23 protein-coding genes, 2 tRNA genes and 3 pseudogenes are annotated in these 24,491 nt (G+C 67.7%); 8 read left to right on the forward strand and 20 right to left on the reverse strand.

Annotated elements, in window-relative coordinates; translation table 11 throughout:
* Positions 1-20: 20 nt before the first annotated feature.
* The 3 genes from RM704_RS27345 to RM704_RS27355 all read right to left on the reverse strand — a co-directional run bounded on the left by RM704_RS27345 (position 21) and on the right by RM704_RS27355 (position 3,444).
* Positions 21-2,147, reverse strand: a complete 2,127-nt coding sequence (locus RM704_RS27345) for an ArnT family glycosyltransferase (RefSeq protein WP_438828955.1) — start codon at positions 2,145-2,147, stop codon at positions 21-23.
* Positions 2,148-2,369: 222 nt separating this feature from the next.
* The gene (locus RM704_RS27350) at positions 2,370-2,663 is read right to left on the reverse strand and encodes a zinc ribbon domain-containing protein (RefSeq protein ID WP_033531869.1); all 294 of its coding nucleotides are present in this window, start codon (positions 2,661-2,663) and stop codon (positions 2,370-2,372) included.
* An 82-nt stretch (positions 2,664-2,745) separates the two neighbouring features.
* Positions 2,746-3,444 (reverse strand): hypothetical protein, encoded by a 699-nt coding sequence (locus RM704_RS27355; RefSeq protein WP_033531870.1) that lies wholly within the window; start codon positions 3,442-3,444, stop codon positions 2,746-2,748.
* Positions 3,445-3,524: 80 nt separating this feature from the next.
* Between RM704_RS27355 and RM704_RS27360 the strand changes: the two genes are divergently transcribed.
* The gene (locus tag RM704_RS27360) at positions 3,525-4,001 is read left to right on the forward strand and encodes a hypothetical protein (RefSeq protein WP_052146500.1); all 477 of its coding nucleotides are present in this window, start codon (positions 3,525-3,527) and stop codon (positions 3,999-4,001) included.
* A 114-nt stretch (positions 4,002-4,115) separates the two neighbouring features.
* On the forward strand, positions 4,116-4,463 hold the full coding sequence (locus tag RM704_RS27365; RefSeq protein ID WP_202808163.1) for a hypothetical protein: 348 nt from the start codon (positions 4,116-4,118) through the stop codon (positions 4,461-4,463).
* Positions 4,464-4,704: 241 nt separating this feature from the next.
* On the opposite strand, the gene RM704_RS27370 is transcribed toward RM704_RS27365, so the two are convergent.
* The 9 genes from RM704_RS27370 to RM704_RS27410 form a co-directional block, all read right to left on the reverse strand.
* Complete coding sequence (locus tag RM704_RS27370; protein WP_033531871.1) at positions 4,705-5,667, reverse strand: sugar phosphate isomerase/epimerase family protein; 963 nt, start codon at positions 5,665-5,667, stop codon at positions 4,705-4,707.
* Positions 5,664-6,272 (reverse strand): nucleoside deaminase, encoded by a 609-nt coding sequence (locus RM704_RS27375; protein WP_033531872.1) that lies wholly within the window; start codon positions 6,270-6,272, stop codon positions 5,664-5,666. The genes RM704_RS27370 and RM704_RS27375 overlap by 4 nt, the downstream gene beginning before the upstream one ends.
* A 15-nt stretch (positions 6,273-6,287) precedes the next feature.
* On the reverse strand, positions 6,288-7,817 hold the full coding sequence (locus RM704_RS27380; RefSeq protein ID WP_033531873.1) for a GMC oxidoreductase: 1,530 nt from the start codon (positions 7,815-7,817) through the stop codon (positions 6,288-6,290).
* A gap of 118 nt (positions 7,818-7,935) precedes the next feature.
* Positions 7,936-9,066, reverse strand: coding sequence for an ROK family transcriptional regulator (locus RM704_RS27385; RefSeq protein ID WP_192829852.1), 1,131 nt, complete (start codon positions 9,064-9,066; stop codon positions 7,936-7,938).
* 8 nt (positions 9,067-9,074) lie between these two features.
* The gene (locus RM704_RS27390; RefSeq protein WP_192829847.1) at positions 9,075-9,443 is read right to left on the reverse strand and encodes a hypothetical protein; all 369 of its coding nucleotides are present in this window, start codon (positions 9,441-9,443) and stop codon (positions 9,075-9,077) included.
* A 5-nt stretch (positions 9,444-9,448) separates the two neighbouring features.
* Positions 9,449-10,366, reverse strand: a complete 918-nt coding sequence (locus tag RM704_RS27395; protein WP_033531876.1) for a carbohydrate ABC transporter permease — start codon at positions 10,364-10,366, stop codon at positions 9,449-9,451.
* Positions 10,363-11,283, reverse strand: coding sequence for a carbohydrate ABC transporter permease (locus RM704_RS27400; protein WP_033531877.1), 921 nt, complete (start codon positions 11,281-11,283; stop codon positions 10,363-10,365). The genes RM704_RS27395 and RM704_RS27400 overlap by 4 nt, the downstream gene beginning before the upstream one ends.
* Positions 11,284-11,290: 7 nt before the next feature.
* The gene (locus RM704_RS27405; RefSeq protein WP_311591336.1) at positions 11,291-12,604 is read right to left on the reverse strand and encodes an extracellular solute-binding protein; all 1,314 of its coding nucleotides are present in this window, start codon (positions 12,602-12,604) and stop codon (positions 11,291-11,293) included.
* Positions 12,605-13,020: 416 nt separating this feature from the next.
* Positions 13,021-13,626, reverse strand: a complete 606-nt coding sequence (locus RM704_RS27410; RefSeq protein WP_311591337.1) for a DUF4232 domain-containing protein — start codon at positions 13,624-13,626, stop codon at positions 13,021-13,023.
* A gap of 524 nt (positions 13,627-14,150) precedes the next feature.
* On the opposite strand from RM704_RS27410, the gene RM704_RS27415 reads away from it, so the two are divergent.
* Both RM704_RS27415 and RM704_RS45715 read left to right on the forward strand, forming a co-directional pair.
* Positions 14,151-15,551 carry a transcriptional regulator gene (locus RM704_RS27415; protein ID WP_033531880.1) on the forward strand — a complete coding sequence of 467 codons (1,401 nt, stop codon included), beginning with the start codon at positions 14,151-14,153 and terminating at the stop codon, positions 15,549-15,551.
* Positions 15,552-15,710: 159 nt separating this feature from the next.
* Positions 15,711-16,108, forward strand: a pseudogene (locus RM704_RS45715) (site-specific integrase); the annotation flags it as partial.
* 113 nt (positions 16,109-16,221) lie between these two features.
* Here RM704_RS45715 and RM704_RS27420 read toward each other — a convergent pair.
* The 3 genes from RM704_RS27420 to RM704_RS27430 all read right to left on the reverse strand — a co-directional run bounded on the left by RM704_RS27420 (position 16,222) and on the right by RM704_RS27430 (position 18,741).
* Positions 16,222-16,305 (reverse strand) — tRNA-Arg (locus tag RM704_RS27420).
* 92 nt (positions 16,306-16,397) lie between these two features.
* The gene (locus RM704_RS27425; protein WP_157856812.1) at positions 16,398-17,003 is read right to left on the reverse strand and encodes a hypothetical protein; all 606 of its coding nucleotides are present in this window, start codon (positions 17,001-17,003) and stop codon (positions 16,398-16,400) included.
* A gap of 853 nt (positions 17,004-17,856) precedes the next feature.
* Complete coding sequence (locus tag RM704_RS27430; protein ID WP_033531881.1) at positions 17,857-18,741, reverse strand: NAD(P)-dependent oxidoreductase; 885 nt, start codon at positions 18,739-18,741, stop codon at positions 17,857-17,859.
* A gap of 49 nt (positions 18,742-18,790) precedes the next feature.
* On the opposite strand from RM704_RS27430, the gene RM704_RS27435 reads away from it, so the two are divergent.
* A complete protein-coding gene (locus RM704_RS27435) occupies positions 18,791-19,198 on the forward strand; it encodes a MerR family transcriptional regulator (RefSeq protein WP_033531882.1) in 408 nt (135 codons plus the stop codon).
* 445 nt (positions 19,199-19,643) lie between these two features.
* Here RM704_RS27435 and RM704_RS27440 read toward each other — a convergent pair whose 3' ends face one another.
* The 3 genes and pseudogenes from RM704_RS27440 to RM704_RS27450 form a co-directional block, all read right to left on the reverse strand.
* Complete coding sequence (locus tag RM704_RS27440) at positions 19,644-20,078, reverse strand: hypothetical protein (protein WP_033532001.1); 435 nt, start codon at positions 20,076-20,078, stop codon at positions 19,644-19,646.
* A gap of 10 nt (positions 20,079-20,088) precedes the next feature.
* Entirely contained in the window at positions 20,089-20,445 is a 357-nt protein-coding gene (locus tag RM704_RS27445) for a hypothetical protein (protein ID WP_078937485.1), read from the reverse strand.
* Positions 20,439-20,695 (reverse strand): annotated as a pseudogene (locus RM704_RS27450) (ATP-binding protein); the annotation flags it as partial. The gene RM704_RS27445 and the pseudogene RM704_RS27450, both read right to left, overlap by 7 nt.
* Positions 20,696-20,698: 3 nt before the next feature.
* Here RM704_RS27450 and RM704_RS27455 point away from each other — a divergent pair.
* A pseudogene (locus RM704_RS27455) lies at positions 20,699-20,800 on the forward strand (tyrosine-type recombinase/integrase); the annotation flags it as partial.
* A 68-nt stretch (positions 20,801-20,868) separates the two neighbouring features.
* Here RM704_RS27455 and RM704_RS27460 read toward each other — a convergent pair.
* Both RM704_RS27460 and RM704_RS27465 read right to left on the reverse strand, forming a co-directional pair.
* The gene (locus tag RM704_RS27460; protein WP_033531883.1) at positions 20,869-21,375 is read right to left on the reverse strand and encodes a hypothetical protein; all 507 of its coding nucleotides are present in this window, start codon (positions 21,373-21,375) and stop codon (positions 20,869-20,871) included.
* Between the two features lie 85 nt (positions 21,376-21,460).
* A tRNA-Arg gene (locus RM704_RS27465) sits at positions 21,461-21,538 on the reverse strand.
* Positions 21,539-21,969: 431 nt separating this feature from the next.
* Between RM704_RS27465 and RM704_RS27470 the strand changes: the two genes are divergently transcribed.
* Both RM704_RS27470 and RM704_RS27475 read left to right on the forward strand, forming a co-directional pair.
* A complete protein-coding gene (locus tag RM704_RS27470) occupies positions 21,970-23,283 on the forward strand; it encodes an AAA family ATPase (protein WP_078937487.1) in 1,314 nt (437 codons plus the stop codon).
* A 56-nt stretch (positions 23,284-23,339) separates the two neighbouring features.
* Positions 23,340-24,188, forward strand: a complete 849-nt coding sequence (locus RM704_RS27475) for a DUF4435 domain-containing protein (protein WP_157856814.1) — start codon at positions 23,340-23,342, stop codon at positions 24,186-24,188.
* The last annotated feature ends 303 nt before the right edge of the window (positions 24,189-24,491 follow it).

A 24,491-nucleotide genomic window follows, 5' to 3' on the forward strand; every position in this document is an offset into this window, starting at 1 on the left:
GGTGAGGGAGAGGCCGGTGATCAGCTCGAGTCCGACGCGTCCAGGCGGTACAGCCCGCTGTAGTCGCTCACGGCACTGCCGTTCTCCTCGACCCACTCGGCGATCTCGGTGGCGGCGCCGCTGCCGCCGCCCCGGCCGTTGTCGCCGACGACGATGTAGTGGAGCTTGCCGGCCTTCACCAGTTCCTTGAGCTTGGCGAGGGTCATCGCCTCGTCGCTGCCGGACCAGCCGCCCATGGAGATCACCGGCTCGCCCGACTCCAGGATGATCGAGGAGGCCGTCTGGTCGGTGGCCACCGCCACCAGCCAGGTCGCGCCGTCCTGGTTCTTCTTCAGGTACGTGATCATCTCGGACGAGACCTGAGAGCCCCCGCCCATGCCGCCTCGGCCGGAGGTGGCGGAGCTGCCGGAGCCGGAGCCGGAGCCGGAGCCGGTCCCGCTCGACGTGCTGCCGCTCGGCGCGTTCCCGCTCGGCCGCTGGCCGCCGCCCATGCCGCCGCCCCCGCCCATGCCGCCCCCGGTGTCGGGCCCGGCGGTCGGATTGGTGCCGTTGCCGGAGGCCGTGGTGGCCGCCGACAGCGAGTACGCGGTGGGCCCGGCCAGCAGGGCGACGACCGCCGCGATCGACGCCAGCCCGATCAGCCTGCGGCGGCGCGTGAACCGTCCGACGAGGAGCCCGATCACCGCGACCGCGCCGGCGACCCCGGCCACCACCTCGGCGACCGTGTAGAGCGTCCCGGAACCGGAGACCCGCTGCAGCAGCACGACCGCCCAGACCGCGCTCGCCGCGACCGCCGACGGCAGCACCCACCTCCTCCCGCACTCTCGGCTTCGCTCGAGCGGGGGGACCCCCATCGCGACCGACCCCTCCTTGAAGGCGCCGTACAGCATCACCCCGCCCGCACCGGCCAGCGCCGCGATGCCGGGCGCCAGGGCGGTGACGTAGTACGGGTGGAACGTGCCCTCGGCGAGCGCGAAGGTCAGGTAGTGCAGGACGAACCAGCCGCCCCACAGGAGCAGGGCCGCGCGCTTGGCGTCCGTACGAGGGGCGCGGCCCCGTAGCACCAGACCGCCCACCAGCGCGACCACCGCGAACGGGATCAGCCAGGAGATCTGGCCGCCCATGATCTCGTTGAACATCCGGTAGACGCTCGCCTCGCCGCCGAAGCTCGCCCCGTTGCCCTGCGAGCCCGCCGACGAACTGGCGCCGAAGATCCGGCCGAAGCCGTTGTAGCCGATGACCAGGTCCCAGACGGTGTTGTCGGTCGAGCCGCCGATGTACGGCCGGGAGGAGGCGGGGATCAGATCCACGACCACCATCCACCAGGCGCTCGACACGACCAGTGCGACCGTGCCGACGGCGAGATTGCGGATACGGCGGCCCAGCGAGGCGTTCGCCGCCCACAGGTGGACCAGGAAGAAGGCCGGCAGGACGACGTACGCCTGCATCATCTTCGTGTTGAAGGCGAAGCCGATCGCGACGCCCGACCACACCAGCGGCATGAGCGCGCCCGTGCGCACGGACTTCATCAGCGCGGCCGCGCCCAGCAGCATCAGGAAGACGAGGACCGGGTCGGGGTTGGTGTCCCGGGTGATGGCGACCGTGATCGGCGTGAGGGCGAGCGCGAGCGCGGCGATGGTGCCCGCGACGGCCCCGAAGTCCCGCTTGACCATCCGGTACAGCAGCGCCACCGAGCCGACGCCGGCCGCGACCATCGGCAGCAGCATCTGCCAGGTGCCGTAGCCGAGGACCCGGGCCGACAGGCCCATCACCCACAGCGCGAACGGCGGCTTGTCGACGGTGATGAAGCTGCCGGCGTCCAACGCGCCGAAGAAGAACGCCTTCCAGCTCTGCGTGCCGCTGAGGACGGCCGCGTTGTAGAAGGTGTTGCCGGTGACGGAGGACAGGTTCCAGGCGTACAGCGCCGTGGCCAGGACGAGGACCGCCCACAGGGCCGGGCGCGCCCAGCGCGGGTCCTCCGGCGCTCCGGTGAACAGCCGACGGGCCCGGACGGCGAGCCCGCCGCCGACCGCGCCGACCGCGCCGACCGCGCCGACCGCGCCGACCGCGCCGACCGCGCCGACCGCGCCGACCGCGTCGGCTCCGGCGGAAGGAGGAGTGGCGGGCGGCGGGGCGTGGGTCGTCATGACGCGCGCTGCATGCCCTACCGAGCGCTGCCGGACGCCTCCCGCGTTCATTTCGTTCATGGCAGCGACTGTCGAGGCCGCTTCTGGGGCGACGCTGAGCGAGTACTGAGGGAAGAGTGAGAATCAGAGAACTCACAGCTTTCCCACAGCTGACTTGCTCAGCCCGCTCTCCCGGCCGGGGCCGTTCTCACCCCCGGCCCGTTGTCGCACCCGGGGCCGTTCTCACGACTGGTACGGCTGCTGCTGCGGCTGGCCGTGCGACTGGCCGCCGTGCGCGCCCGCGCTCTGCTCCTGGAGCCGCTCGGCCTGCTCGGCGCTGACCTTCTGCTCGGCTCCGCAGAAGGTGCACTGCGTCTGGTACTTCGTCGAGAGCGGGATGAGCGGCACGAAGAACAGCGTGAACTTCGTGACCCGCTTCCTGAGCGTGTGTGCGGCGGGGTTCCCGCACTGTCCGCACACCAGCGTCAGTATCGCGAGCTGGTACAGGTATCCCTTGGTGCCGAAGATGATGAACATCTGATCCTTCCCGGGGGTGCCCTATCGACGCACCGCGCGTGCTGCACGCACCGTACGCACTGTCCTCAAGTGTGCCCGTCCCTCACTTCTTCACGTCGCCGGTGAAGATCGCTTCCTCGGATTCGTAGTCGGGGGAGACCTCGACCTGGAGGAACGTCTCGTCCTTGGGCAGTTCACAGGCCCACGGAACGGTGAGGGAGCGTCCGGCGAGGATACGGGTGTCGGGCAGTCCGTCGAGGCCGTCGTCGTAGATCGCCTCGCCCTCCTTGCCCTGGTCGCCGTAGGCACAGTTCACGGTCATCTCGTTGGCGTCGACCGTGGCGTCGGACCCGTTGGTGATCTTGATGCTGAACTTGACGTACGGCGTGTTCTCGGGCACCGCGTACTCACTGGACACCCCGCGCTTGAACCCGGAGAGCGCGACCTCGACGTCACTGTCGTAGATCACCTCGTCGTCGAGGGCGAAGACCCCGTCGTCGTCGGTCGCGGTGTCGCTCGCGTCCTCGGAGGTGTCCTCGGTCCCCTCGCCGCCGTCGTCGCCGGTGGTGTCGGCGTCCTCCGCCGCGACCGTCTTCGTGACGGTGACTGTCGGCGCGGGCGAGGCCGACCCGTCGCCGTCGTTGGTCACCACGATGCCCGTGCCGATGACACTGGCGACGACGGCGACGGCACAGCCGATGATGATCAGGTTCGTCCGGTTCCCGGTCGGCGGCTTCGGCGGCTGCGGCGGCATCGGCGGCCCGAAACCCGGCATGGGCGGTGGCGTGATGTTGTGGCTCATGGTCCCCCCATGCGGTGCAGTTGAAGGGTGAATCATCCCGTACGTACGCGGGTTTTTGGAGGGGGTGTGGCTGGATCGTGATGGCGGAGTGGAGGTCCTGGCGCTGGCGCCCCGCCCGGTGGGTGGGCCTGGAGACGCACGAGCAGGCACACCGCCTCTGCGCCGACGCGATCGGCACGGAACACGTCCTCCTGGCGGTCCTCGCCACGCACGAGGTCGCACTGCACCACCCGCATCTCGCGGGAGAGAACGCCCCGACCCCGGACCTCCGCTACACGGGCGGCGAACGCCTGACCCGCCTCGGCCTCGACCACACCTCGGTCCACGGAGCCCTGGCCGACAGCCGCGTCCCCCTCCTCCCCGACCCCCACCCCCTCACCCACTACCTGACGAGGCCCGCACTCTCCAAGACGCCTCCCACGGCCACGCCCACAGCCGCCCCCATGGAGGACTTTCCATCCGACCCGGGGACGGGCCCGTTGGTCGAGTCCCTCCTGAACGAACAGACCCGAGCCCACCAACTGATCACGGCCCTGACCACCCCTGCCACCCCGTGACCGGCCACCTGATCAATCCCCGCCGACCACCGGTTCGACCACTCGCCGACCGCCTGATCGACCACCCGCCAACCACCCGTCAAAACCTGCTCACGGCTGCGCGAGACTGTCCCCGTGGCACACGAAGCACCTGATGACGCCGAGGCCGTGACCATGGCCGTCCTCTTCGCCCCCGAACCCGACACGTGGGGCCTGCGCGGTGACCCCCACCTGTGGCGGGCCATGCGCGACCGTCTGTCGCACGCCGAGGTCCCGCCGTCGCCCGACGAAGCCACCGCCCTGCTGCGGGCGACGTTCGACGACCTCACAGCTCTCGACCGCGCCGACGCGGAGGCTTCGGCCGTCTACCGGGAGCAGTACGCCCACGGCGGGATGTCCAGCGGCATGATCCACCTCGACACCTGGCGTACCCGACTGCTGCCCCTGCTCGCGGAGCGGGCCCGGGCCCTGCTCGGGGAGTGAGCGCGGACCCTGCTTTCGGGGAGTGGGCCGGCCCACCTGCGGTCGGCCTCCTTCGAGGACCGTTTCGCCTTCGGCCTGGAGGCGATCCTCTCGGTCCTGCCCGCCCAGCCGCACCACAATGATCGACGAGGTCCATCTGCCCAGCGCAGCGCAAGCGCGAGCGGGGCCGAGGGCGTCGGTGTCCTGCGTCCCTACGGCCGAGCGCACACCAGCACGACATCGCCCAGGGGATGTCCGCCCACTACCACCCGGGGGTCGACGAAGGCCGCCACGCCTGGGCCTCTTCCACCACGGTCCGGCCGGCCCGCAGAGCGGCAACGGGATCGGCCGCCTCGTCCAGCTCGATGAGTACGGTGCCGACGCCCGGCGTGCGGGACATCGCCTCGGCCCATGCCCTCCAGTCCACGATGCCGGTGCCCAGTTCGGTCATGTAGGGCTGTTGCCGGGCGAAGATCGTGTCGTCGATGGTGAGGTGGACGTCGATCGGTCGGACGGCGTCCTTCCAGTGCGCGAGCGCGACGCGCGCGGAGTGGCGGCGCGCGACGGCGACGGGGTCGCCTCCACCGAGCGCGATATGGCAGGAGTCGGGGCACAGCCACACGTAGCGCGGATCGGTGAGGGCCATGAACAGGTCGATGTCCCTCTCGAACCACAGGGTGCTGTGGGACTCCGTGTGGAAGGCGAGCTTCACGCCGTAGCGGGAGACGGCCTCGCCGACCACGTGGGCGATGTCGGCCATCCGGGTCATGTACGCGGCATCGACGAAGAAGGGCGGCCGCGTCCCGAACGTGGCCCGCATGGGCAGTCCGGCGACGAGCAGTTCCGCCCCCACGTCGGCGAGGAAGGCGGCGCGTCGCTCGGCGTCGGCGACGATCGCGGGCAGGTTCCCGCCCTCCCGCCAGTCGGGGGACTCGCTCGCGGTGATGAAGGCGCTGACGACGCGGAGCCCTCGGGCCGCGAGTTCGCGGCGGAAGGCGGCCGCGCTGCCGAAGGCGCGCAGCGCCGAGTCGATGTCGCCGGGCGCGAAGGTCAGCTCCAGGCCGGTGATCCCGGCCTCGGCCAGCGCGCCCATCACGCGTTCCCAGAAGGGCCGGGGATGGTCGCGGGCCCAGTCGCGCAGGGCCTCGGCGGAGTCGAGTCCCCAGAAGTCCGGGTGGTAGAAGGTGACGACATCGGTCGCGAAGCGCGGTGTCGGCGGTGTCATGGGGTGCCTCCACGGGCGTTGTAGACGGTGACGCCCTCGGCGTCGACGGCGTCCCGGTAGTCGCGGAACACGGCGAGCGCCTCGTCCCGCAGCACATCCCGTACGACCTTGATGCCGCGTGCCTCGAACTGCTCGGCCCAGTCGGCGCCCAGCGGGCCCTCGTCGAAGGTGGTGATCTCCTCCAGCTCCGGGCCCTCGCCGGCGACCACGAGGCCGCGCACCCCGGACCACAGCGTCGCGCCGTAACACTGAACGCACGGACGCCAGTTCACGACCAGCTCGTGCGCCGGCACGCCGTCGCCGCCGAGGTCCCAGCCGCCGGTCGCCGTCTGGGCGAGGCCCAGCGCGACGACCTCGGCGTGCGCGCTGGAGACACCGGAGGCGAGCACCACGTTCACGCCGACCGAGACGATCCGGCCGGTGTCCTGCTCGGCGACGAGTGCCGCGAACGGGCCGCCGTTGCCCTCGCGCCAGTTGCGGTCGGCGAGGCGGTGCACGAGGCGCATGCGGCCCTCGCGGTCGGGGACGACGGCGGGCACGTCGGCGAGTTCGTCGTCGATCCACGCGGGCAGCGCCACGCGGTATTCCTTCGGCATGTCGATCATGGGGACTGATTCCTCTCAGCGGGCGGCGAGCGCGGTGACGTGTCCGATGACGGCGCGGGCGGCCCGGACGGCGGTCACCGCGCCGGCCAGGGTGACGTTGGCGGCCATCGCGGTGGGGATCACGCCGTTGCCCGCGAGGTACAGGTTGTCGAAGCCCCACACCCGGCCGTCGGGGTCGCACACGCTGGTGCCGTCGTCGGCGCCACCGGCCCGGACGGTGCCGGTCTGGTGCAGCGACGAGCCGGGCGGGAGCAGGGCCAGTTCCGTCCCGGGATCGAACGTGCCGAACTCCTCGGCGAGGCAACGCGCTTCGTCCCGTGCCCGGCCGATCAGCGCACGGTCGGTGTCGGAGTAGCCGAACTCGACGGTGATCCGTGGCATCCCGGCGAGGTCGGTACGGGATTCCGAGAACACGAGCCGGTTCTCGGGGCGCGACTCGACGGGGGCGTACAGCGACAGGCCCACCGAGTGCGCCAGGGGGCGGCCGCCCTCGTCCACGAACGTGCGGTTCATGATCTGACCGTGGAACGGCTGTGCCGCTCCGTTGCGCGGCAGCCAGAGCGAGTCCGTGGCGAACTCGCCGGGGCGCGGCAGGGGCAGGGCGTCGAGGCCGATGCCGAACCGGTCGAGGTCGAGCAGCACCCGGGCGCTGACGAACGCGTGCTCGTTGAGGTGACGCCCCAGTGCCTCGGGCCGTATGCCGGAGGCGAACAGCAGCTGCGGGGTGCGCAGCGCGTCGGCGCACACCACGACGGCGTCCGCCAGGAGTTCCGACTCGGTACCGTCGGCCACCCGACGCAGCCGGGCGCCGGCGACCCGGCCGCCCTCGGTGAGGAGGGCCGTGGCGAGGGTGCCGGTGCGGAGTGTGAAAGCCGGATCCCCGCCCGCCGACAGTGCCGGGAAGACCGTCCCCGGAGCCGTGCGCGGCATGGGTCCCGCCGGTGTCGCGGTGACCGCCATGGGCATCGGCTGCGGCTGCCGGCCGTCGGGTCCTCCGACGCCGTCGTAGCGCCGGCGCAGTACGTCGAGCACCGTACGGCCGACCCGGGTCGGCCCGATCGCTGCGGGCGTGACCGCGAGCAGGCGGCGCGCGGTGTCCAGGTCCGCCGACCAGCGGTCCGGGTCGCCGAAGTCGAACACCTCGTCCCCGGCGGGCCAGGGGGTCGCGGCGGTCCAGTGCACGCCCATGCCACCCGCGTTCCACGCGAGCGCGGCGGCCGGCATCGCCTCGGCGTCCTCGCCGAGGGCGAGCACGTGGAACATGCCGGGCGGGAGGGCGGTGATGCTGTCCGCGACGTCGCGCACCACCTCGGCGCCCGTGTACAGACCCTGGACGCCGGTGGCGACCTGTTCGTTGTAGCGCGACCAGAGGGCCGGATCGTCGAGGTCGTGCAGATGCAGGCCGGGGGCCCGGCCGATGGGGCTGCCGCCGTCGACCATGGTGATGTCCAGCGCCGGATCGGTGTCCCGCAGCAGCCGGGCCACGACGGACCCCATGATGCCGCTGCCCACGATGAGAACGCCGGTCCTGCTGGTGCCGGTCATGGCCGGACTCCTGTCCTGTGAAAACTGGGGGTGAGGGGTGAGGGGTGAGGGGTGGAGGGATGAGGGGTGGAGGGGGGAGGGTCAGGGGCGAGGTGGACGTACGGACGCCGGTGCGCGTTCACGTGCTCGGGACGAGCGGGCCGAACAACTCGGCGTCCATGTGGTCGAGCACGAACTTGACGGCGCCTAGGAGCGGGCCGTCGGAGCCCAGTACGGTGGCGCGCAGCTCGACGGCGGGGGTACGGGCGCCGCGCATCGCCTCGCGCACCCGGGGCAGCAGCACATCGGCCGCGTCCTCCAGACCACCGCCGAGCACGATGAGCGACGGCGCGACCGTCCACGACAGGGTGGTGAGGATCGACGCGATGTTCTCCACGAACTCGTCGACCTCCGCGAGTGCCGTCGTGTCACCGGTCCGAGCAGCGTCGAAGCGGCCGAGCGCGACACGCCGCCGGGCCGGATCCGGTGAGGTCAGCCACGCCACGGGGCGGTGCTCCACCGAGCCGGCCGGCAGCGACACCGCCTCGGCGATCTCGCCCGCGGCGCCTTCGAGACCACGGTGGACGTCGCCGCGTATGAGGACGCCGAGACCGGTCCGGTTGCCGAGCATCGCCCATACGACGTTGTCGTGGTCGCCGGCCGCACCCCGCCAACGCTCGGCGAGCGCACCGAGATTGGTGTCGTTGTCCGCGAACCACGGCATGCCGACGCGCCGTTCCAGTTCCTTGGGCAGGTGCACGCCTTCCCACTGCGTCGTGTGCACCAGGCGCCGTACGACGCCGTCGTCGTCGATCGCGCCACCGCTCGCGACGGCACCGGCCCGCAGCCGGTCCGCCGTCCCGCCCGCGTCGTGGAGCGCCTCCAGGACCAGGGCCGCCGCGTCGTCGAGCGTGGCCTGCGGATCCTGATAGTCACGCAGCGGCCGGTGCGCCCGGCCGACGATGCGGCCGCGCACGTCGGCGACGACCGCGGACCCGTCCAGTGTGGTGATGCGCACGGCCGCCAGCAGGGCGTGGTCGGCCCGCAGTTCGTACCGGCGGGCGGGTCGCCCGGCGGCGCCGCTGACCGGCACCCGGTCGAGTTCGCTCACCCAGCCCGCCTCGACGAGCGAGTCCAGGATGAGTTCGATGGTGCGCCGGGACAGGCCGACGCGCTCGGCGAGCTCGGCCAACGTCACGGGCCCGGCCGACACCGCCAGCGCGCGCAGGATCACCGAGGTGTTGACCCGTCGGACAGCGCTCTGGTTCATCCCGGGCATCAGGACTCCTCCGCGGCACGGGACGACGCCGTACCGGACTCGGCGGCACCGGGCAGCGCCGTACCGGAAGACGCCGTACCGGACAACGCCGCGACGGACTCTGCGGCCCAGGACTCCGCGGCCCAGGACTCCGCCGGTACCACCGGGTCGAACACGCCCGTGGTGTCCGTCGTCGGCGCCGCCCCGGGCCCGCCGTACTCGCGAGCGGGGTCGCCGAGCCTCCCGGTCGTCGGCTCCCAGGCCGGTGACCGGCTGTGGACGAACGCGACCAGGTCGGAGTGCATCGACGTGGCGAGTTCCGGGGGCGGTTCCGGCCCGAGGGCCTCGGCGGTGCCCGGCGCGTCGAGTGAGTGCGTACGGTCGTCCATCGGGTTCATCGCATTCCCGTTCCGGAGACGCCCTGCACGAAGTAGCGCTGCAGGAACAGGAAGAGCACGAGTACCGGCAGCATCACGACGATCGCGCCGGCGAGCATCAGGCCGTAGTCGGTGACGTGCGCGGCGGCCTGGCTGGTGGCGGCCAGGCCGACGGGCAGGGTGTAGGTGGAGGTGCTCTGGGCGACGACGAGCGGCCAGATGAAGTTGTTCCACGAGAAGAGGAACGACATGATCGTGATCGTCGCGACAGCCGGGCCCGCCAGCGGGAGGAAGATCCGGAAGAAGATCCGGAACTCGCCCGCCCCGTCGATCCGGGCCGCCTCCAGCAGTTCGTCGGGGATCGACACGGCGTACTGCCGCATGATGAAGACCGACAACGGCAACGCCACACCGGGCAGGGCGATACCGGTGAGGGTGTCCGCCAGGCCCAGGTCGACCGTGATCACGAACTGGGTGACGAACACCGTGGTGAACGGCACCATCATCGCCGCCATGACCGCGCCGAAGGCGATCCGCCTGCCCGCGAACTCCAGCTTCGCGAGCGCGTATCCGGCGGCCGACGCCGCCACGATGTTGCCCGCCACCACGAGGGCGGCGACCACGACGCTGTTCACCAGGAACCGGCCGAAACCCTCGGTCTCGAACAGTCGTACGAAGTTGTCGAGAGTGACGTCGCGCGGAAGCCACGCACCGGGGTCGGAGCGGATATCGTCCAGGCTGCGGAGCGAGCCGCTGACCACCCAGGCGAACGGCAGCATCGTGAGCAGCGCGCACAGCACGAGCGCGCCGTAGAGCAGCGGACGGGCGACCGACCAACGACGCACGTATACCCCCTCTGTGCCCTCTGTGCCCTCTGTGCCCTCCGTCCCCTCGCTCGTCGTCTCGGCGTTCCGCGGTGCGGCGATGGTGGTCATGCGCGGGGCCTCAGCATTCTGAACTGGACGACGCTCACCAACGCCACGAGCAGGAGCATCACGAACGACGCCGCCGAGGACATTCCGAACTCGCCGACCCCGAACTGGCGGTAGGTGTACAGCGCCATCGACTCGGTGGACCCCAGTGGGCCGCCGTCGGTGAGCAGATACGGCTCGTCGAACACCTGGAGGTAGAAGACGGTCAGCAGCACCGACACCATCAGCGTGGTCGGCAGCAGCAGCGGCAGGGTGATGTGCCTGAGCTGCCCCCACCGTCCGGCCCCGTCGAGGGAGGCGGCCTCGTACACGTCCCGCCCGATCGCCTGCAGACCGGCGAGGAACAGCACCATCGCGATGCCGAAGTTGCGCCAGACACCGAGCAGGATGACCACGGGCATGGCCAGGTTCGGGTCGTCCAGCCAGTTCGGTCCGGCGAAGCCGACGGCACCGAGGACCTTGTTGACGGTGCCGTTCGCGTTGAAGGCGTACCGCCAGATCAGCGCGACCGCCACGATGTTCGTGACGACCGGGGCGAAGAAGACCGTACGGAAGGCGCCACGCATGCGCCGGATGCCGGAGTCGAGCACGAGGGCCAGCGCGAAACCGGTCCCCATCGTCAGCGGCACACCGACGGCCACGAAGACGACGGTGTTGAGGATGTCCCGCAGGAAGGTCTCGTCCTGGAACAGGCGCACATAGTTCTCGAGTCCCACGAGATCCACCGCGAACGGGTGCCGCAGATCGGCACCCCGCAGATCGGTGAGGCTGAACCCCAGCGCGGCGACGGTCGGTATCGCCGTGTAGAGCAGGAACACCAGGGCGAACGGTGCGAGGAACAGCCAGGCGACAGCCGTTCGACGGACACCCCGGGGCCGAGCCGCCCTGCGCGGCGTCACCGTCCCGACGGTGGCGGTCATCCGGGGATCACCCCTTGCCCGTGCCGAGGCTCTCGGCGTACGCCTGGACGTTCGCGGCGGCTTTCTCGGCGGTTCCGGTGACCTTGGCGACGGCTTCCATCTCCTTGCCCAGCCGGGTGGCGACCTGCTGCCAGGTGCTCACCCGCGGGAACGTCCTGGTCTTCTTCAGCTGGCTGAGGAAGGCGTCCAGCAGCGGCTGGCCCGCGATGGCCGGGTTGCCCCAGGCCGGGACGACGGCCGGCAGCGAGCTGTACGCCCTGTACTGCGCGACCTGAGTGCTGGGCTCGGAGATGTACCGGATGAGCTTCCACGACGCGTCCGCGTTGTCGCTGTCGGCGAGTACGCCCCAACTGCCCCCGGCGGAGAACGAGACGCTGCCCGAGGGCCCGGCCGGCAGGGGCGCGGTGGCGACGTGGGACGCCGTCCAGCCGTCCTTCTTCGCGATCGTGTCGAGCTGACCCACGACCCACGGGCCCGTGATCATGCAGGCCGTCCTGCCCGAGACGAAGTACGGCAGCGCGTCCAGGAACGTGGGCCCACTGGTGTCGGCGACGCCCGAGGTGAAGAACGACGCGTTGTACTTGATCGCGTCGACCATCGCCGGCGTGTCGAGAGTCCACTCGCCGCCGGAGGAGAGCAGCGAGCCACCCGCCTGCCACGCGTACATCGCGACGTCCTGGCCGTTGAAGATGTCCCAGCCCATGTCCGCCCCGAGGCCGCGCCCGGCACCGGCACGCTGGAGCGCCTTGAAGAACGGCACCGTCTCGTCCCATGTCGTCGGTGCCTTGACCCCCGCCTTCCTGGCGAGGTCGGAGCGGTAGACCAGCGTGTAGGTGTAGGCGTACCAGGGCACCGTGTAGGCGACGTCCTTCACCACACCGGCGTCCCACAGGCTCTCGAAGAACGTGGACGGGTCGACGAGGCGTTCCGGGACGGGCCGGAGGATCGACGGATCGAGGAACTGCGCCTGCGACTCGGGGAAGAACTGGGCGACATCGGGCCCCTTGCCCGCCGCGATCGCCGCCTGCAGCTTGGTGTAGTACTCGGAGTTCGGGATCAGCGTGATCTTCACGTCGAGGTCGGGGTTCGAGGCCTTGAAAGGCTTGATGACCTTGTCGAGCACGTCGGCGTCGCCCTGGGCGGCCCAGACGTCGACGGTTCCCTCGGCCGGGGAGTTGTCGACGGCCTTGGCGGTGTCGGTGTCGGTGCCGGCGGCGGTGGTGTCACTGCCGCGACCGCATCCCGTCAGGGCGACGGTGCCGAGGAGAGCCGTGCCGGCGGTCAGCCGTAGGACACCGCGTCTGGAGGGGTGATGGGACACGCTGGACTCCTGTCTCATGGGCGCTCATGGGCGCTGAGCACGGAGGGGGATTTCCGGGAAAGTAGCGATTTCGTCCCGAAGGGACCTGATGCGGGTGTTGGTGCCTTTGCGGCGTTGCAGTGACGGTAGGTGCGATGGGTTGCGGTGGTATCGCGGACTGTTCACATGGAAATTTCGGAACTTGTAGCAAAATCCCTTGGCGCTGCGTTCGGGGGCTGCGCGGGCAAGCGCGTCGACCGGGGCCGGTGCGCGCCGAGAACCTCAGTGCGACAGGACCGCCCTCGAACGATGGAACGATGGGCGGCTGCGTCCGCTCACGCAGAACGGCCCCGGACGAGAAGTCCGAGGCCGAACAAAGCGCTCCTCTCTGGGGGAGAAACCCGAGGTCAGCGGATCAATGCGTCGATCGAGCTCCGTCACTTCGACATGATGAAATCCAGGGCGTAGCCGGGAGCGGTGGTCCAGTAGGTGACCCGCTGGAAGTCGTTGGCGTACAGCGTGTCGACGGGCATGGGGACATCGATCGGCTTGCCCGCGCTGCTGCCGGGCTTACGGCCCTGGAGGCTGAGGGTGATGCTCTTCGCCTCGTACTCGTCCATGGGGCCGTTGACGAGCAGAGCGGCATATCCCTCCTCACCCGGAGCGAGGGTGACGGGCACGCCCGGGTTCGGGTCGCTCTCCTCGATCACGGGGGCCGTGGTCCGACCGTCGCCGAGCCGCACGAGCGGGTAGCGGTAGAGGTTGCACTTCTTGTCGCCGGCGTTCTGGACGATGAGGAGGAGGTGCCTGGCGTCCTTGCTGTCGGCGGGCTCCGTCACGGCGGACACCCCGAGGACCTTCTGGGAGCAGGCGGCGATGGTGCTCTTGGCGCCGCTGCCGCCCGAGCGGTGCGTCACCGCGTCATCGGCCTTCGCGCTGGTCGTCCGCGGCCCGGTGGTGGAGGCCTGTGCCGACACACCGCACCCGAGAGCCAGGACGAGACCCGCGGCCACGGCCACACGGTGGGCTGCAAGGGACTTCATGTTCATATGCGTGTTCCTTCTCTGATCGGTATGAGGTCGCGTGTTCTGATCGGCCCGTGCGGTCGGCCGCTGCGGCCGGTGCGACAGCCATACCGTCGGATGCCTCGTGGGGCTGGGACAACGGCTGCTGGCCACTTGCAACAGCGGGACGGTCCCACCCCCGGCCACCTGCGGAGACAGGGAAGCCTGGGATGTCCGTCCGGGATGGGGAACCCGCTGGGGCCGGCGTTCGGGCACCCGGGGACCAAGGGTCGATCGCCCGCTACCGAGTCGTGTGCGTCGACGCCCCCGAGCCGTTCCCGCCCCTGCCCGACCCTCCACCCACTCTCCTCCAGGCGGTGCGGAAGACGACGCCCCAGAGCCGCAGGTGAGGGCGGTCCGGAGAAATGGAACGGTGCCAACTTGCAACCATCCCAGCCTTATTGCCGTGCAGGTATGGGGAGTGCCGGGAATGGAGGCAGGCGTCCCGGATCAGAACATGACGGGACGGCACAGGCCGACGGATGGATGCGGGTGCGGACCACATGGATGCGATCCACGACGACATAGCGGAGTTCGCGCTACAGCTGACACGTCTGAAGGACAGTACGGACCGCAGCTACGCGGCGCTGGCCCGCCGTCTGGACATGAATGCCTCCACGCTGCACCGCTACTGCGCCGGTGAGGCGGTCCCCACGGACTTCACCAGGATCGAGCGGTTCGCCGCGCACTGCGGAGCCTCCCCAGAGGAACGCGTGGAGTTGCACCGCCGGTGGATCCTGGCGGTCGCGGCACGGCAACGACCACGCCCCTCCGATGCCCGGCGGGCACCGACGCCCCAGGACACCACGGGCACCGTGGCACCGGCCGCGTCCGCGAGCCACAGCAGCCCGGCGGACAAGGCACCCGGGTCGGCCTCACCGGCCGACCCACGCCCGGGACCGACCGCACCGGCCGACCGGTGGCCCCTAGCCGGGCGCCCTCGACGACGGCCCGTGCGATCACTAGCGGTGGCGGCGTCGCTCGCCCTCGCGCTCGCCGGCCTCACCGCATCCGCTGCCGGGCCCGCCGCCGGTGGCGGTGGGACGTCGCCTTCGGCCCGCACGACACGCGAACTCTCGGAACCCTCAGCGCCGACCACGCACGACGACAGCGGCCCGCAAGCCGCTGCCGAACCCCCCTCCGGTGGCGGCGGGGCGTCGCCTTCGGCCCGCACCACACGGGAACCCTCGGAACCCTCGGCGCCGGCCACGCACAGCGACGGCAGACCGCAGCAGGACCGGGCGAGCGCCGACCCGGTCCCGCTCACCTGGACGGCCAACTCCCAGCTGTGGCAGCGCGAATGCGACCACAACTACGTCATCGCCAAGCCACCGCAAGAGGTCCCACCGCCGCCGAACCCGGCGGACGCCGCGGTGTGGGCCGCGTCCCAGCAGGCGGTGCACGGGCGCACCACCGATCTGCGGATCTCGGTGCAGGGACGCGGCTCCGCCGCCGTCGTCCTGGAAGCACTGCATGTGCGCGTGGTCAACCACACCACCCCCGCCTCCCGCCGGGGCATCGCCTACTCCACGTACGAAGGCTGCGGCACCATCCTCGTCCCCCGCCACTTCTCCGTGAACCTCGACGCGCACCGCCCCCTGGCCCGTTCGATGCCCGGCAACGACCCGGACAGACCGACCCCCGCGATCGACTTCCCCTACCAGGTGTCCTTGCGGGAGCCGGAGGTCCTGATGGTCTCCGCGACCACCGAGTCCTGCACCTGCGACTGGTACCTCGAACTCGACTGGTCCTCACAGGGCCGAAGCGGCACGGTGCGCATCGACGACAACGGCCGCCCGTTCCGCACCACCAGCATCAAGGGGCTACCGCAGTACTGGTACCGCAACCCGGGTGGATGGGTCCCCATGACCGCTGCCGACGACCAGGCGGAAACGGGCGGCTGACGAGGCAACAGGCCGCCACAGCCTCGTCCGACAGCAGGACAGGAGGGGCCGGGGGCCCGGCCGGCCCGCCGTCGACGGGAGCAGGACCCCGGCCGGGGCGGGCGGGAGAAGAGGTCCGAGCACCTCGCGAGCCTCTTCGACTTCAGGCCCCGCTCAACGGCCGTCACCGACTCCATCGCGCCGTGCTACCGGTTGCTTGTGCCCCTGGCGGCCTTCACCACGCTGCGGTTCGGCGAGCCGACGGCCCTACGGCGTTGGGACATAGAGGAGGAAGGGCTGACTGTCACTGTGCGGCGGAGCAACTTCCGCGATGGCTGGGGCAAAACCCGGAAGGCGGCAGGCGTCACGTCGCCACCGCACTTGCACGATCTTCGGCACATCGGGAACATGTTGGCCTCGACCGCTGGGGCAAGGGCCAGTACCCGTGAGCTGATGACCCGCATGGGCACAACAGCTCGCGCGCCGCGCTGATCTACCAGAGCATGACCAGTGCCCCCGGCCGGGTCATCGCTGATTGGCTCGGGACCATGATCTGCGAGGGCGGGGAAGGGGGTACCCGGCCAGGACATGTGGATTCCGCGCGGACCTCAGACGCACACGTGTGGCACGGCCTCGAACACGACGAAGGGCCAGCATGGGAGGAAACCCTCCTGGGCTGGCCCTTTTGCTGTGCTCCCGGCAGGATTCGAACCTGCGAGACCGGCTTTAGGAGAGCGGTTGGGTGATTCGGGGCCTGAGCTCCGACTTTGCCAGCCGAGGAAGGTTGCGGCTGCTCGGCTGTGGGGCACCGGTGTTGACCGCTGCTGCCCCCTGCATCTGGCACGGTTGTGGCACGGGCTTCGGCCCTCAGCCGCTGGTCGTGCCGAGGCGGGGATCAGCTGACCGGATGCAGTCATTGAGGGTGGCAAAGGACACGGGTGATCCCGCCGCCGCGTGAACCGCGCCCAGGCTGAGGCTATCCGCGTCCAGGGTGGCGACTACTGGGCGGGGGAGTACGTAGAACTCCCACTGGGCCATGTCGAGTGGGTTGTAGGCAGCGTGTTCACGGGCGGTCTGGACGGCGAAAACGTAGACGTCGGCGTTGTACGACTTTGCCTCTGAGTAACCGTCAGTAGATGACCACGTGCGAGCGCGGAGCCCACTGAAGCGGATTTGGGATGGTGTCCGTTGCTCCCAGGCTTGTAGGTAGGCGCCGGCCTTGACTTCGATGCGCAGTCCGTCGTCGGTCTCGACATCGTGGCTTGCCCATTCCACACGGGGCTCGTGAGAGCCGATCGCCTGGTGGACCAGGAATTCGGCGAACAGGCCGCGTGTGTTGTTCATACGGAGGTCTGGCATGGCGAACCGCCAGAAGTCGACCACGGTTGCGTCCGGGACGCCGACGATTGACTCGTCGCCGCGAAGCGGGGGCATGGGCCGAGGGGTCAAAGGCAGACGGGCAGGCTGCTTCATGGGTCGCAGTCTGCCAGCGAGGCGTGGACGCCTGCACATCTGCTGCCGGCAGCCCTTGCCAAGACGCTGGCGGTGGTCGCGGGAGTGGGGTGCCCGGTCCACACTCTCAGCGTGGGAAGCTGCGAGCATTTGAGGCTGGTTGGGCGCTGACCTGGACGAACGGCTGTGATGTAGCTTCGTCGGGCCCGGTTGCTTTCACCGTGATTCCCGCTGTTCCCCGATCGGTCTGGTGCGCTTGTGGTGCGGAGCTGCGGCGTCCAGGAGGTGATCAGCTGACCACATTCCCTTCCCGGACCTCCTCCCTCGTCCGGGATGCCCGGCTGCTGGCGTCCGGCACCATGTGGGCTCACGAGATAGTGGCCGGTCGACCGGCGTGGCGGCACACCCCTTCCGGAGTGGTCTTCCGGGCTGTCCCCGGTGGGACGTTCCTGATGGGTCTGTCCGACGCGGAACTGGACGCGGTTCGTGCCATTGAGCGGTCCGACGGCGCCGATGACGACCTCAAAGCGTTCTTCGCCGGTGCTGTCCAGGCCCGGCCGGTACGACAAGTGCGGGTCGAGCCGTTCTTGATCGCCCGGCATCCGCTTACGGTGGCGCAAGCGCGGCACTGGCTGCCTCGACGAGCAACACCGCGCCGGCTTGGCCGACGACGCCGCGACCGCCGCCCTCAACGCGGACACGGGGGTAGGACCCGAAACGCTGCTGTACCTGGAAAGTGCCTCCGCACCACGCGCGAACAAGGACCTCGACAATCCTAATTCTCGCTGGGCAAAGGCATTTTCCGTGTTCGTGATCACGATCCGGACAGCCCGCCACGCGAAAGGCGGAAGCTGGAGCCTGGTGTCGGAATCGGTCAGTCGTTGCGGGGTTTGCCGAACTCTTCTATCAGCACGGGATACTGCTCCCCACCGTGTCCGGCGGCGATCGCGCGGTCGGCCATCGCCTTGATCAACTTTGGCAGTTCGGCGTTGACACCCACTGCCTCGCTCTCTTCGATCAAGTGAGCCATCGCCCGCGCGTCGGTCTCCAGGGCCGACACCTCGGCCGGGAAGGAGCCGCTGTCGATCTGCTTGGCATACCCAGGCAGCCAATCGGCCACACCGGTAGCGATCTGCTGCGCAAACGGCGCATACGTGGCGGCGTCAACACCGGCCGTCCTGAGCAGGGCAGTGCCCTGCAGCCAGGCGTTCAGGACGCTCCACATCATGGCCAGGCCGGCCACGTCGTACAGGGATGCCAGCCCATGGTCCGCGCCGAGGTAGGTGACGGTGCCGAGCACGTCGAGTGTTGACTTGTGTGCCTCGAAGTCCGACTGCTGCCCACTGTGCAGGATCATTGCCTCGGCGCTGCCGATCGTCGGGGGGATGGCCATGATGGCGCCGTCCAGGTAATGGGCGCCGCGTTGCTCGGCCCATTGGGCGGCTTCCCGAGCCTGGGTCGAGTCGCCCGAGGTCAGGTTGATCAACAACGTGCCGTGCAGCTCGACATCGCTCGCGCCGAGCAGTTCGTGCATGGCCTGGTAGTCGGTGACGCAGATGATTGTCAGGGAACCTGCCTTGAGCGCGTCGCCAACTGTTGGCGCTAGCCGTGCACCCTGGGCCACCAGTTGGTCGGCCTTGGAAACCGTACGGTTCCACACGGTTGTGGGATGCCCGGCTTTCAGGAACGCGCTGGCGAGTGCCTGGCCCATCAGCCCAAGTCCGATGACTGTCACGGGTGTTTCGGGTTTGCTGTTCATGGCAGCATCGTCAACGTTGATACCGGTGTGAAGGTCAAGTGAGGTTTCAATGCGGATCGGGGAACTGGGTCGTCGGACGGGCGTCAATGCCCATCAGCTGCGCTACTACGAGGCCCAGGGCCTGCTGGAGGCAGACCGCGGTGCGAACGGTTACCGCGAGTACGGCGAGAGCGCCGTGCTGCGGGTGAAGCAGATCCGGCACCTGCTTGGTGCTGGTTTGTCCTCCGAGGACATCGCGTACTTGCTGCCCTGTGCGGTCGGGGAAGCCCCGGAGCTGCTCGGGTGTCCCGAGCTGCTGGCCGCGATGCGGTCACGGCTGCGGCGACTGGACGATCAGATGGACAGGCTCGCTCAATCCCGCGACACTCTTGCCGACTACATCGATGCGGCCGAGCGAATGGGCAACGAGACCTATCCACCATTTGACGATGCCGACCTGGAGCCCGTCCCCGCCTGAGCAGCCAGGGTGCCCCGTATTGCGAGCCGTCTCGACCAGCAGCACCCCGCTGGCCTGCGAGACCACCGCCGACGCCCCGGCCTGGAGACGATCACGCGGAGACAGAGCAGCACGCTTCACCTGGAGAGTGACTTCTCTCCCGCGGTGGACGGAGCCTTCGACCAGCCCCATCCTCCCAGGTCAGGCGTGCTTCCACTCATTCGATCAGCATCCGGGGCGCCCAACATCGTGAAAGCCCCAGGCTAAAGCCGCGGAGCCGACCGCCCCAGCCACAGAGGGTGTCTCCCACTTCATGCCCGCAGCCGCCGAGCGCGCCGCCGAGCGCGCCGCCGAGCGCGCCGCCGGGCGCGGCCAGCCGGGGCGCAGACAGGAGGCAGACCGCGCCGCAGAGGCGGCGCGCGCCCGCGCCGTGCGCGGGCCTTGAACCAGTAGAGAAAGTTGTAACTCAGTTCGCCGCGAGGGGCTGTTGGGCCTCCGCCTGAGGGGAGTTGTCGCGGTCTGGCTCGCCGCGGAGTTGGTGGTTGGCAGCGCGGAACTCGTCCAGAAGCTCGAAGAACATCTCCATGGCTGGTCTGCCTGCTTCCTCTGCTTCCCGCTCGATCTCCACTGCCCAGCCAAGAGGCGAGTGGCGGCCCAGCCGTTGCCACAGCCAGTCCGAGAAGCGACCTTGGCTGCCGGGGTTCCAGAAGTCGAACTGCTCCGCGATGCCGTGGACCCCCAGAGCGATGCGATAGCCGGTGATCATAGAGTCCAAGTGCTGCAAGGAACTGCCACGCACCCACATGCCTGGACGGAGCCGTACTTCTTCCAGGAAGTCGTAGACGTCAGTGAGTTCTCCCAGTTGTCTGGGCATGCGCCTTGTCGCCTCTGTCTCCGTCATGACGAGCACCCTAGTCCGGGTCCACCCCTGTTGACGGCTCTGGACGAGGCTTGAAGTCATAGGCACAAGCGGGTAGCTCGCACCCCTGCCGGTGTGCCAGTGGTAGGAAGATCACCGGTCGGATCGTCCAGGTGATGCGGGTGGTGGTGTGAGTGACGGACACCGTGCAGGGTTCGGAGCGCAGGAGGGCTCGTCGGGTGTCTATGCGGCCGTCGTACAGCCACTGCGATGCTTGCTCGGATGCTTCCGCTGCCTGCGGTGCCGTGTAGGCGTCGAAGGACGCCCGCAACACCAACGCGCCCTCATCGGTGAGTTTTTCGGTCCAGCACTCGCACCAGTAGCCCCAGCGGGCTTCGCCCTTCAGCACAGGTGGTCTCCCGGTCGGGTGCCGGTGAAGAGTTCCGCGGTGACCGTGTAGCCGCCGTTGCTGCCGTGCACGACTACCCGGTGGGCGAGTGCGGTGACCGTGCCTAGGCCCGGCCGTGTTCGGCTTCGTCGTCCTGGTGCTCGGCCTTGGGGGCGGTCCCGGTTCCTGCGCCGTCCGTCACCGAGAGGGCGATCACCTGCCGGGCCACCGCCAAGGCGAGATGGAAGCCGCCGGATTCCATGCCGCTGGCCCCAGCATCACCATGGACGTGTACACGCACGTCGTGCAGGACACTCAGCGCGAAGCCATGAGCCACATGGACCGGCCTTTGGAGAGGCGTCCTGATTCGGGCTGACCGCCCCGTTGCCTCCATACAAGACGCGAAGCCCCGGTGCCACGGCCGTCCTGGGGCTCCGTGACCATTCATGCGTTGGTCTCGGGCTCGCCGCGCGCAACAAGCGCACGGGCGGCGACAAGGACTTCCTCCTTCAGCTGCTCCAGCGGAGTGCTCCAAGCGGCGTTCCAGTCGTCCAGATGGACGGCGCACTCGACGATCGGCTGCAGGGCTTCGGGATAGCCGAGGTCTGATGCTGCTTCGACCCATATGAGCTCGGCACCGGTCGCCGGGTCCAAGGAGCCGTCGACGATCTGAGCGGCATACCAGTAGGCCAACGCCCATCTGGCAGCGATCGGGTCCGCGGGCGCCTCGACACCCAACCCCAGCTCGTCGACGACGTGGTCGAACAGCTCCCGTGCCTCATGCTCCTCACGACGGCCAAGGCCGGCCAGGAGGGCAAGCGAAGGGGAATCGACGTCGGCCAGGAGAGCGTCAAGGCCAGCTTGGATCAGGCGGTCAGAGCCGACGTGACGTCCGAGTGCCCGAGCCCTTGCAAGCTGCCTCAACCGGTAGAGGGCCTCATCTCTCGTCATGCCGGATGCGCTCCGTCTCGTCCCCGTGGATGTCAAAAGTGAATGTCAAAGGCCCCGGACCATGATCGGTCCGGGGCCTTTTGGCTGGTGCCCCCGGCAGGATTCGAACCTGCGACACCCGCTTTAGGAGAGAGGCTGGGGTGTCGTGCCGGTGACCTGGGGCTTCGATGACTGGCGAGATGCCCAGCAACTGGACCGCCAGATACCCTCGTTGACCGTGGCTGACCGCTGCATCTGGCACGACAGTGGCACGAACCTCAGCCGACGACAGCCAGCCACGATGACGGGTGCGCCGGCCGACCAGGTGCGCGTGTGCCTCGCTGCACCCCCACCGGCCTCAGCCACGCTACTAGCTTGTGTCGTCAACCACGGCTAGGCCGACGGTCGACCCGTGAGGAGAGCACAGGTGCTGGGGCACTCCTGTAGCCCGTAGCTGGGGGAGCTGGTGTGCCTCTGCGGGGCGGACAAGGCAACGCCCCCCGAAGCGCGTCTCTTCCTGAAACCGCCACGGTGATTGCCTCCCTGCTACATAATGAGAGGCAAATGGCATAGTTGATTTGCGCAGTTGATACGATCGACCTGGGATGGTGGGCGATGGGCTTTTCTGATTCGACACGCGATCCGCAAAGTACTTCCATCAGGCGAGTAACGGTAAGTAAGCTATTCGGTCGATATGATTACGACCTGGAATTTGATTCCCGCTTGGCGATTCTCTATGGAGATAACGGGACAGGCAAGACAACCATCCTTCGCATGATTCACAATCTACTGTCCCCTGGTCCCGGCGGTGGCCACAAGACGGCTGTCGCCAAAACAATCTTCCGCGAATTCAGTGTCTATTTTTCGAATGGCGTGAAAGTTGACGCTAGGAGGAAGAATCCCAATGCGGGCAATTTTGAATTGCTTCTGACTCTCCCAAAGGGCTCAACGCGGCGAGCCGCCTTTATTATTGATGAAGATGAAGCAATTCCCAACACCGGTCCGCACTCAGATGCTCAAGATGATCTAATCAAGGAGATTTCTCGCGCAATCCATCTAAGGTCATACTACCTTTCAGATGACCGGATTCTCGATAGTGATTTTATTGATAAGAGGCGAACCGTGCGCGAACCTTGGCGATTTAGGTTTCGTCCTTCGATAGGAGAGGATTCCATTCGGGAATCCGATGATTCTCCGCAGGTTTCCTCGGCCATCTATCGCGCGACTGGTTGGGCACGTCAACAAGCGCTACAGGGTGCCAGTGACGGCTCAGTGAGCACGAACACAATTTATGCTGACGTGGTAAAGCACTTGGCCGAGATGCCGAGGATAGCGACCGCTGAAGGGGAAAGCTCTACACGGCAGCACCTATTGACGATGATTGAACGGACCGGTCAGAGGAGCCGAGATCAGTCACGATTCGGGCTACTTCCCGCCGTCAATACAGATGACTTGCTTCAGTACGTGCCTTTGGTGCGGGACGAGGATTTTCCGCTTGTCTCTGGCATTCTCAAGCCATACCTAGGCGGAACAGATGCCCGTTTGGATGCCCTTGAGTCTACCCATCGGACTCTGTCCTTCTTCGTGGATACTCTGAACAGATTCCTTAAGGGCAAGTATGTAATGTTTGATATTCAGGGAGGTTTGAGGATTTACACCGATGAAGGAGATGCGCTTGATGAAGGATCTCTATCCTCGGGTGAAAGCCAGCTCCTTACGCTCTTTTGCAACATTCTTTCGGCTCGGGAAAGCCCAGCCATTTTTGTCATCGATGAACCGGAGCTTTCTCTGAATGTCAAATGGCAGCGTGCCCTCGTTGACGCCCTCCTAGGTTGCGCAAGGGACAGCGAAATCCAGCTGATCCTTGCGAGTCACTCGATTGAGTTGTTGACGGCTCATCGTGAGCAGGTAGTTGGGCTTAAGGTCTGAACGGGGGAGCCATGTCTGCGGGTAGTGATATTCCTCGACGGCGAATCGAGGAGTTCGTGTCTCTTTATGAGTTCGAACCTGAGATCGTCGACTTTTTCGTCGAGGGTAGATCGGATCGCATGTTTATTGAGCATCTTCTCGACGGAGCCGGCGAAAATGTGCGCGTATGGGAAGCGGGTGACGTAGAAATTCCTGCCGACATGGTTGCCGAAGTCGGAGAGTATATCGGAGCGAAAGGGAGAGTTGTAGCACTCGCTAACGAACTCGAAAAACGCCTCGATGGCCGTGAAGAGTACTCGGTTCTATGTATTGTAGACGCCGACTTTGACCATATACTCGAGCCTGAAAGCAAGGATTCGAAGTTCCTAGCCAGAACAGACTTCACATGCGTGGAATCGTATTACTGGGATGCGAAAACTGTACGCAAATATCTTAAGCTGTCACTCCATGGTTCGGTCCCACTTAGGGCGGATGATTTCATGTCCAAGGTGGAGGCTGCTATGAGCGACTTGTTTTTACTTCGCCTCGCAGCAGCATCGCTAGGGCTCAATTTCTCCTGGATGGATCCAAGCAGCTGCTGCGGTGACCCCAAGAAGAATGCAGGTTTCGATCAATCGAGATACCTTGAGAAACTTTTGAACAAGAACTCGGCTTTTGATCGAAGAGCAGATTTGGAGGGGAAGGTGGCGGAATTGAGAGAGGTCATGGGTCGCGATCCGCGGAATTCAATCCATGGTCACGACCTCTGTAAGCTGATATCTTGGCTCATTAAGCCCTACATTCGTGACCGAAACCTCACTTCTGAAGAAGTTGTTTCTCGGTCACTGGCATGTTGCGTCGAGCGCGTGGATATGGCCGCATATCCGCTCTTCATCAGAATGATGGAACTTGCGCGCCTCCAATGAATTCTAGACGTTATCTTTGGAAATCATGTCGCTGACCTGGTCGCCACAAGTCGGCCGCGAAAATTGGGTGCCAACGAACACAGCCGCGCTGATTTCTGGCAAGGACCACTTCTCCGCAGGCCTAGGCTTCTGGAGACGCACTTGTACAGGGACTTACTGAATGCCGAAAGGGTGGAGGGGGCCGTGTGACCGTGTGCGGTTGCCCGGTGCTTAGCTCGGTCGGGTTGCTATCGACTCAGTGGCGGCCTTCGCAGCGCGCTGAGCGGTTGGGGCCGCCGCAGCGGTGGCGGAGACATGGAGCGG

It is taken from the genome of Streptomyces gottesmaniae, from assembly GCF_031845845.1.
In the GTDB taxonomy this organism is placed as follows: domain Bacteria; phylum Actinomycetota; class Actinomycetes; order Streptomycetales; family Streptomycetaceae; genus Streptomyces; species Streptomyces akebiae.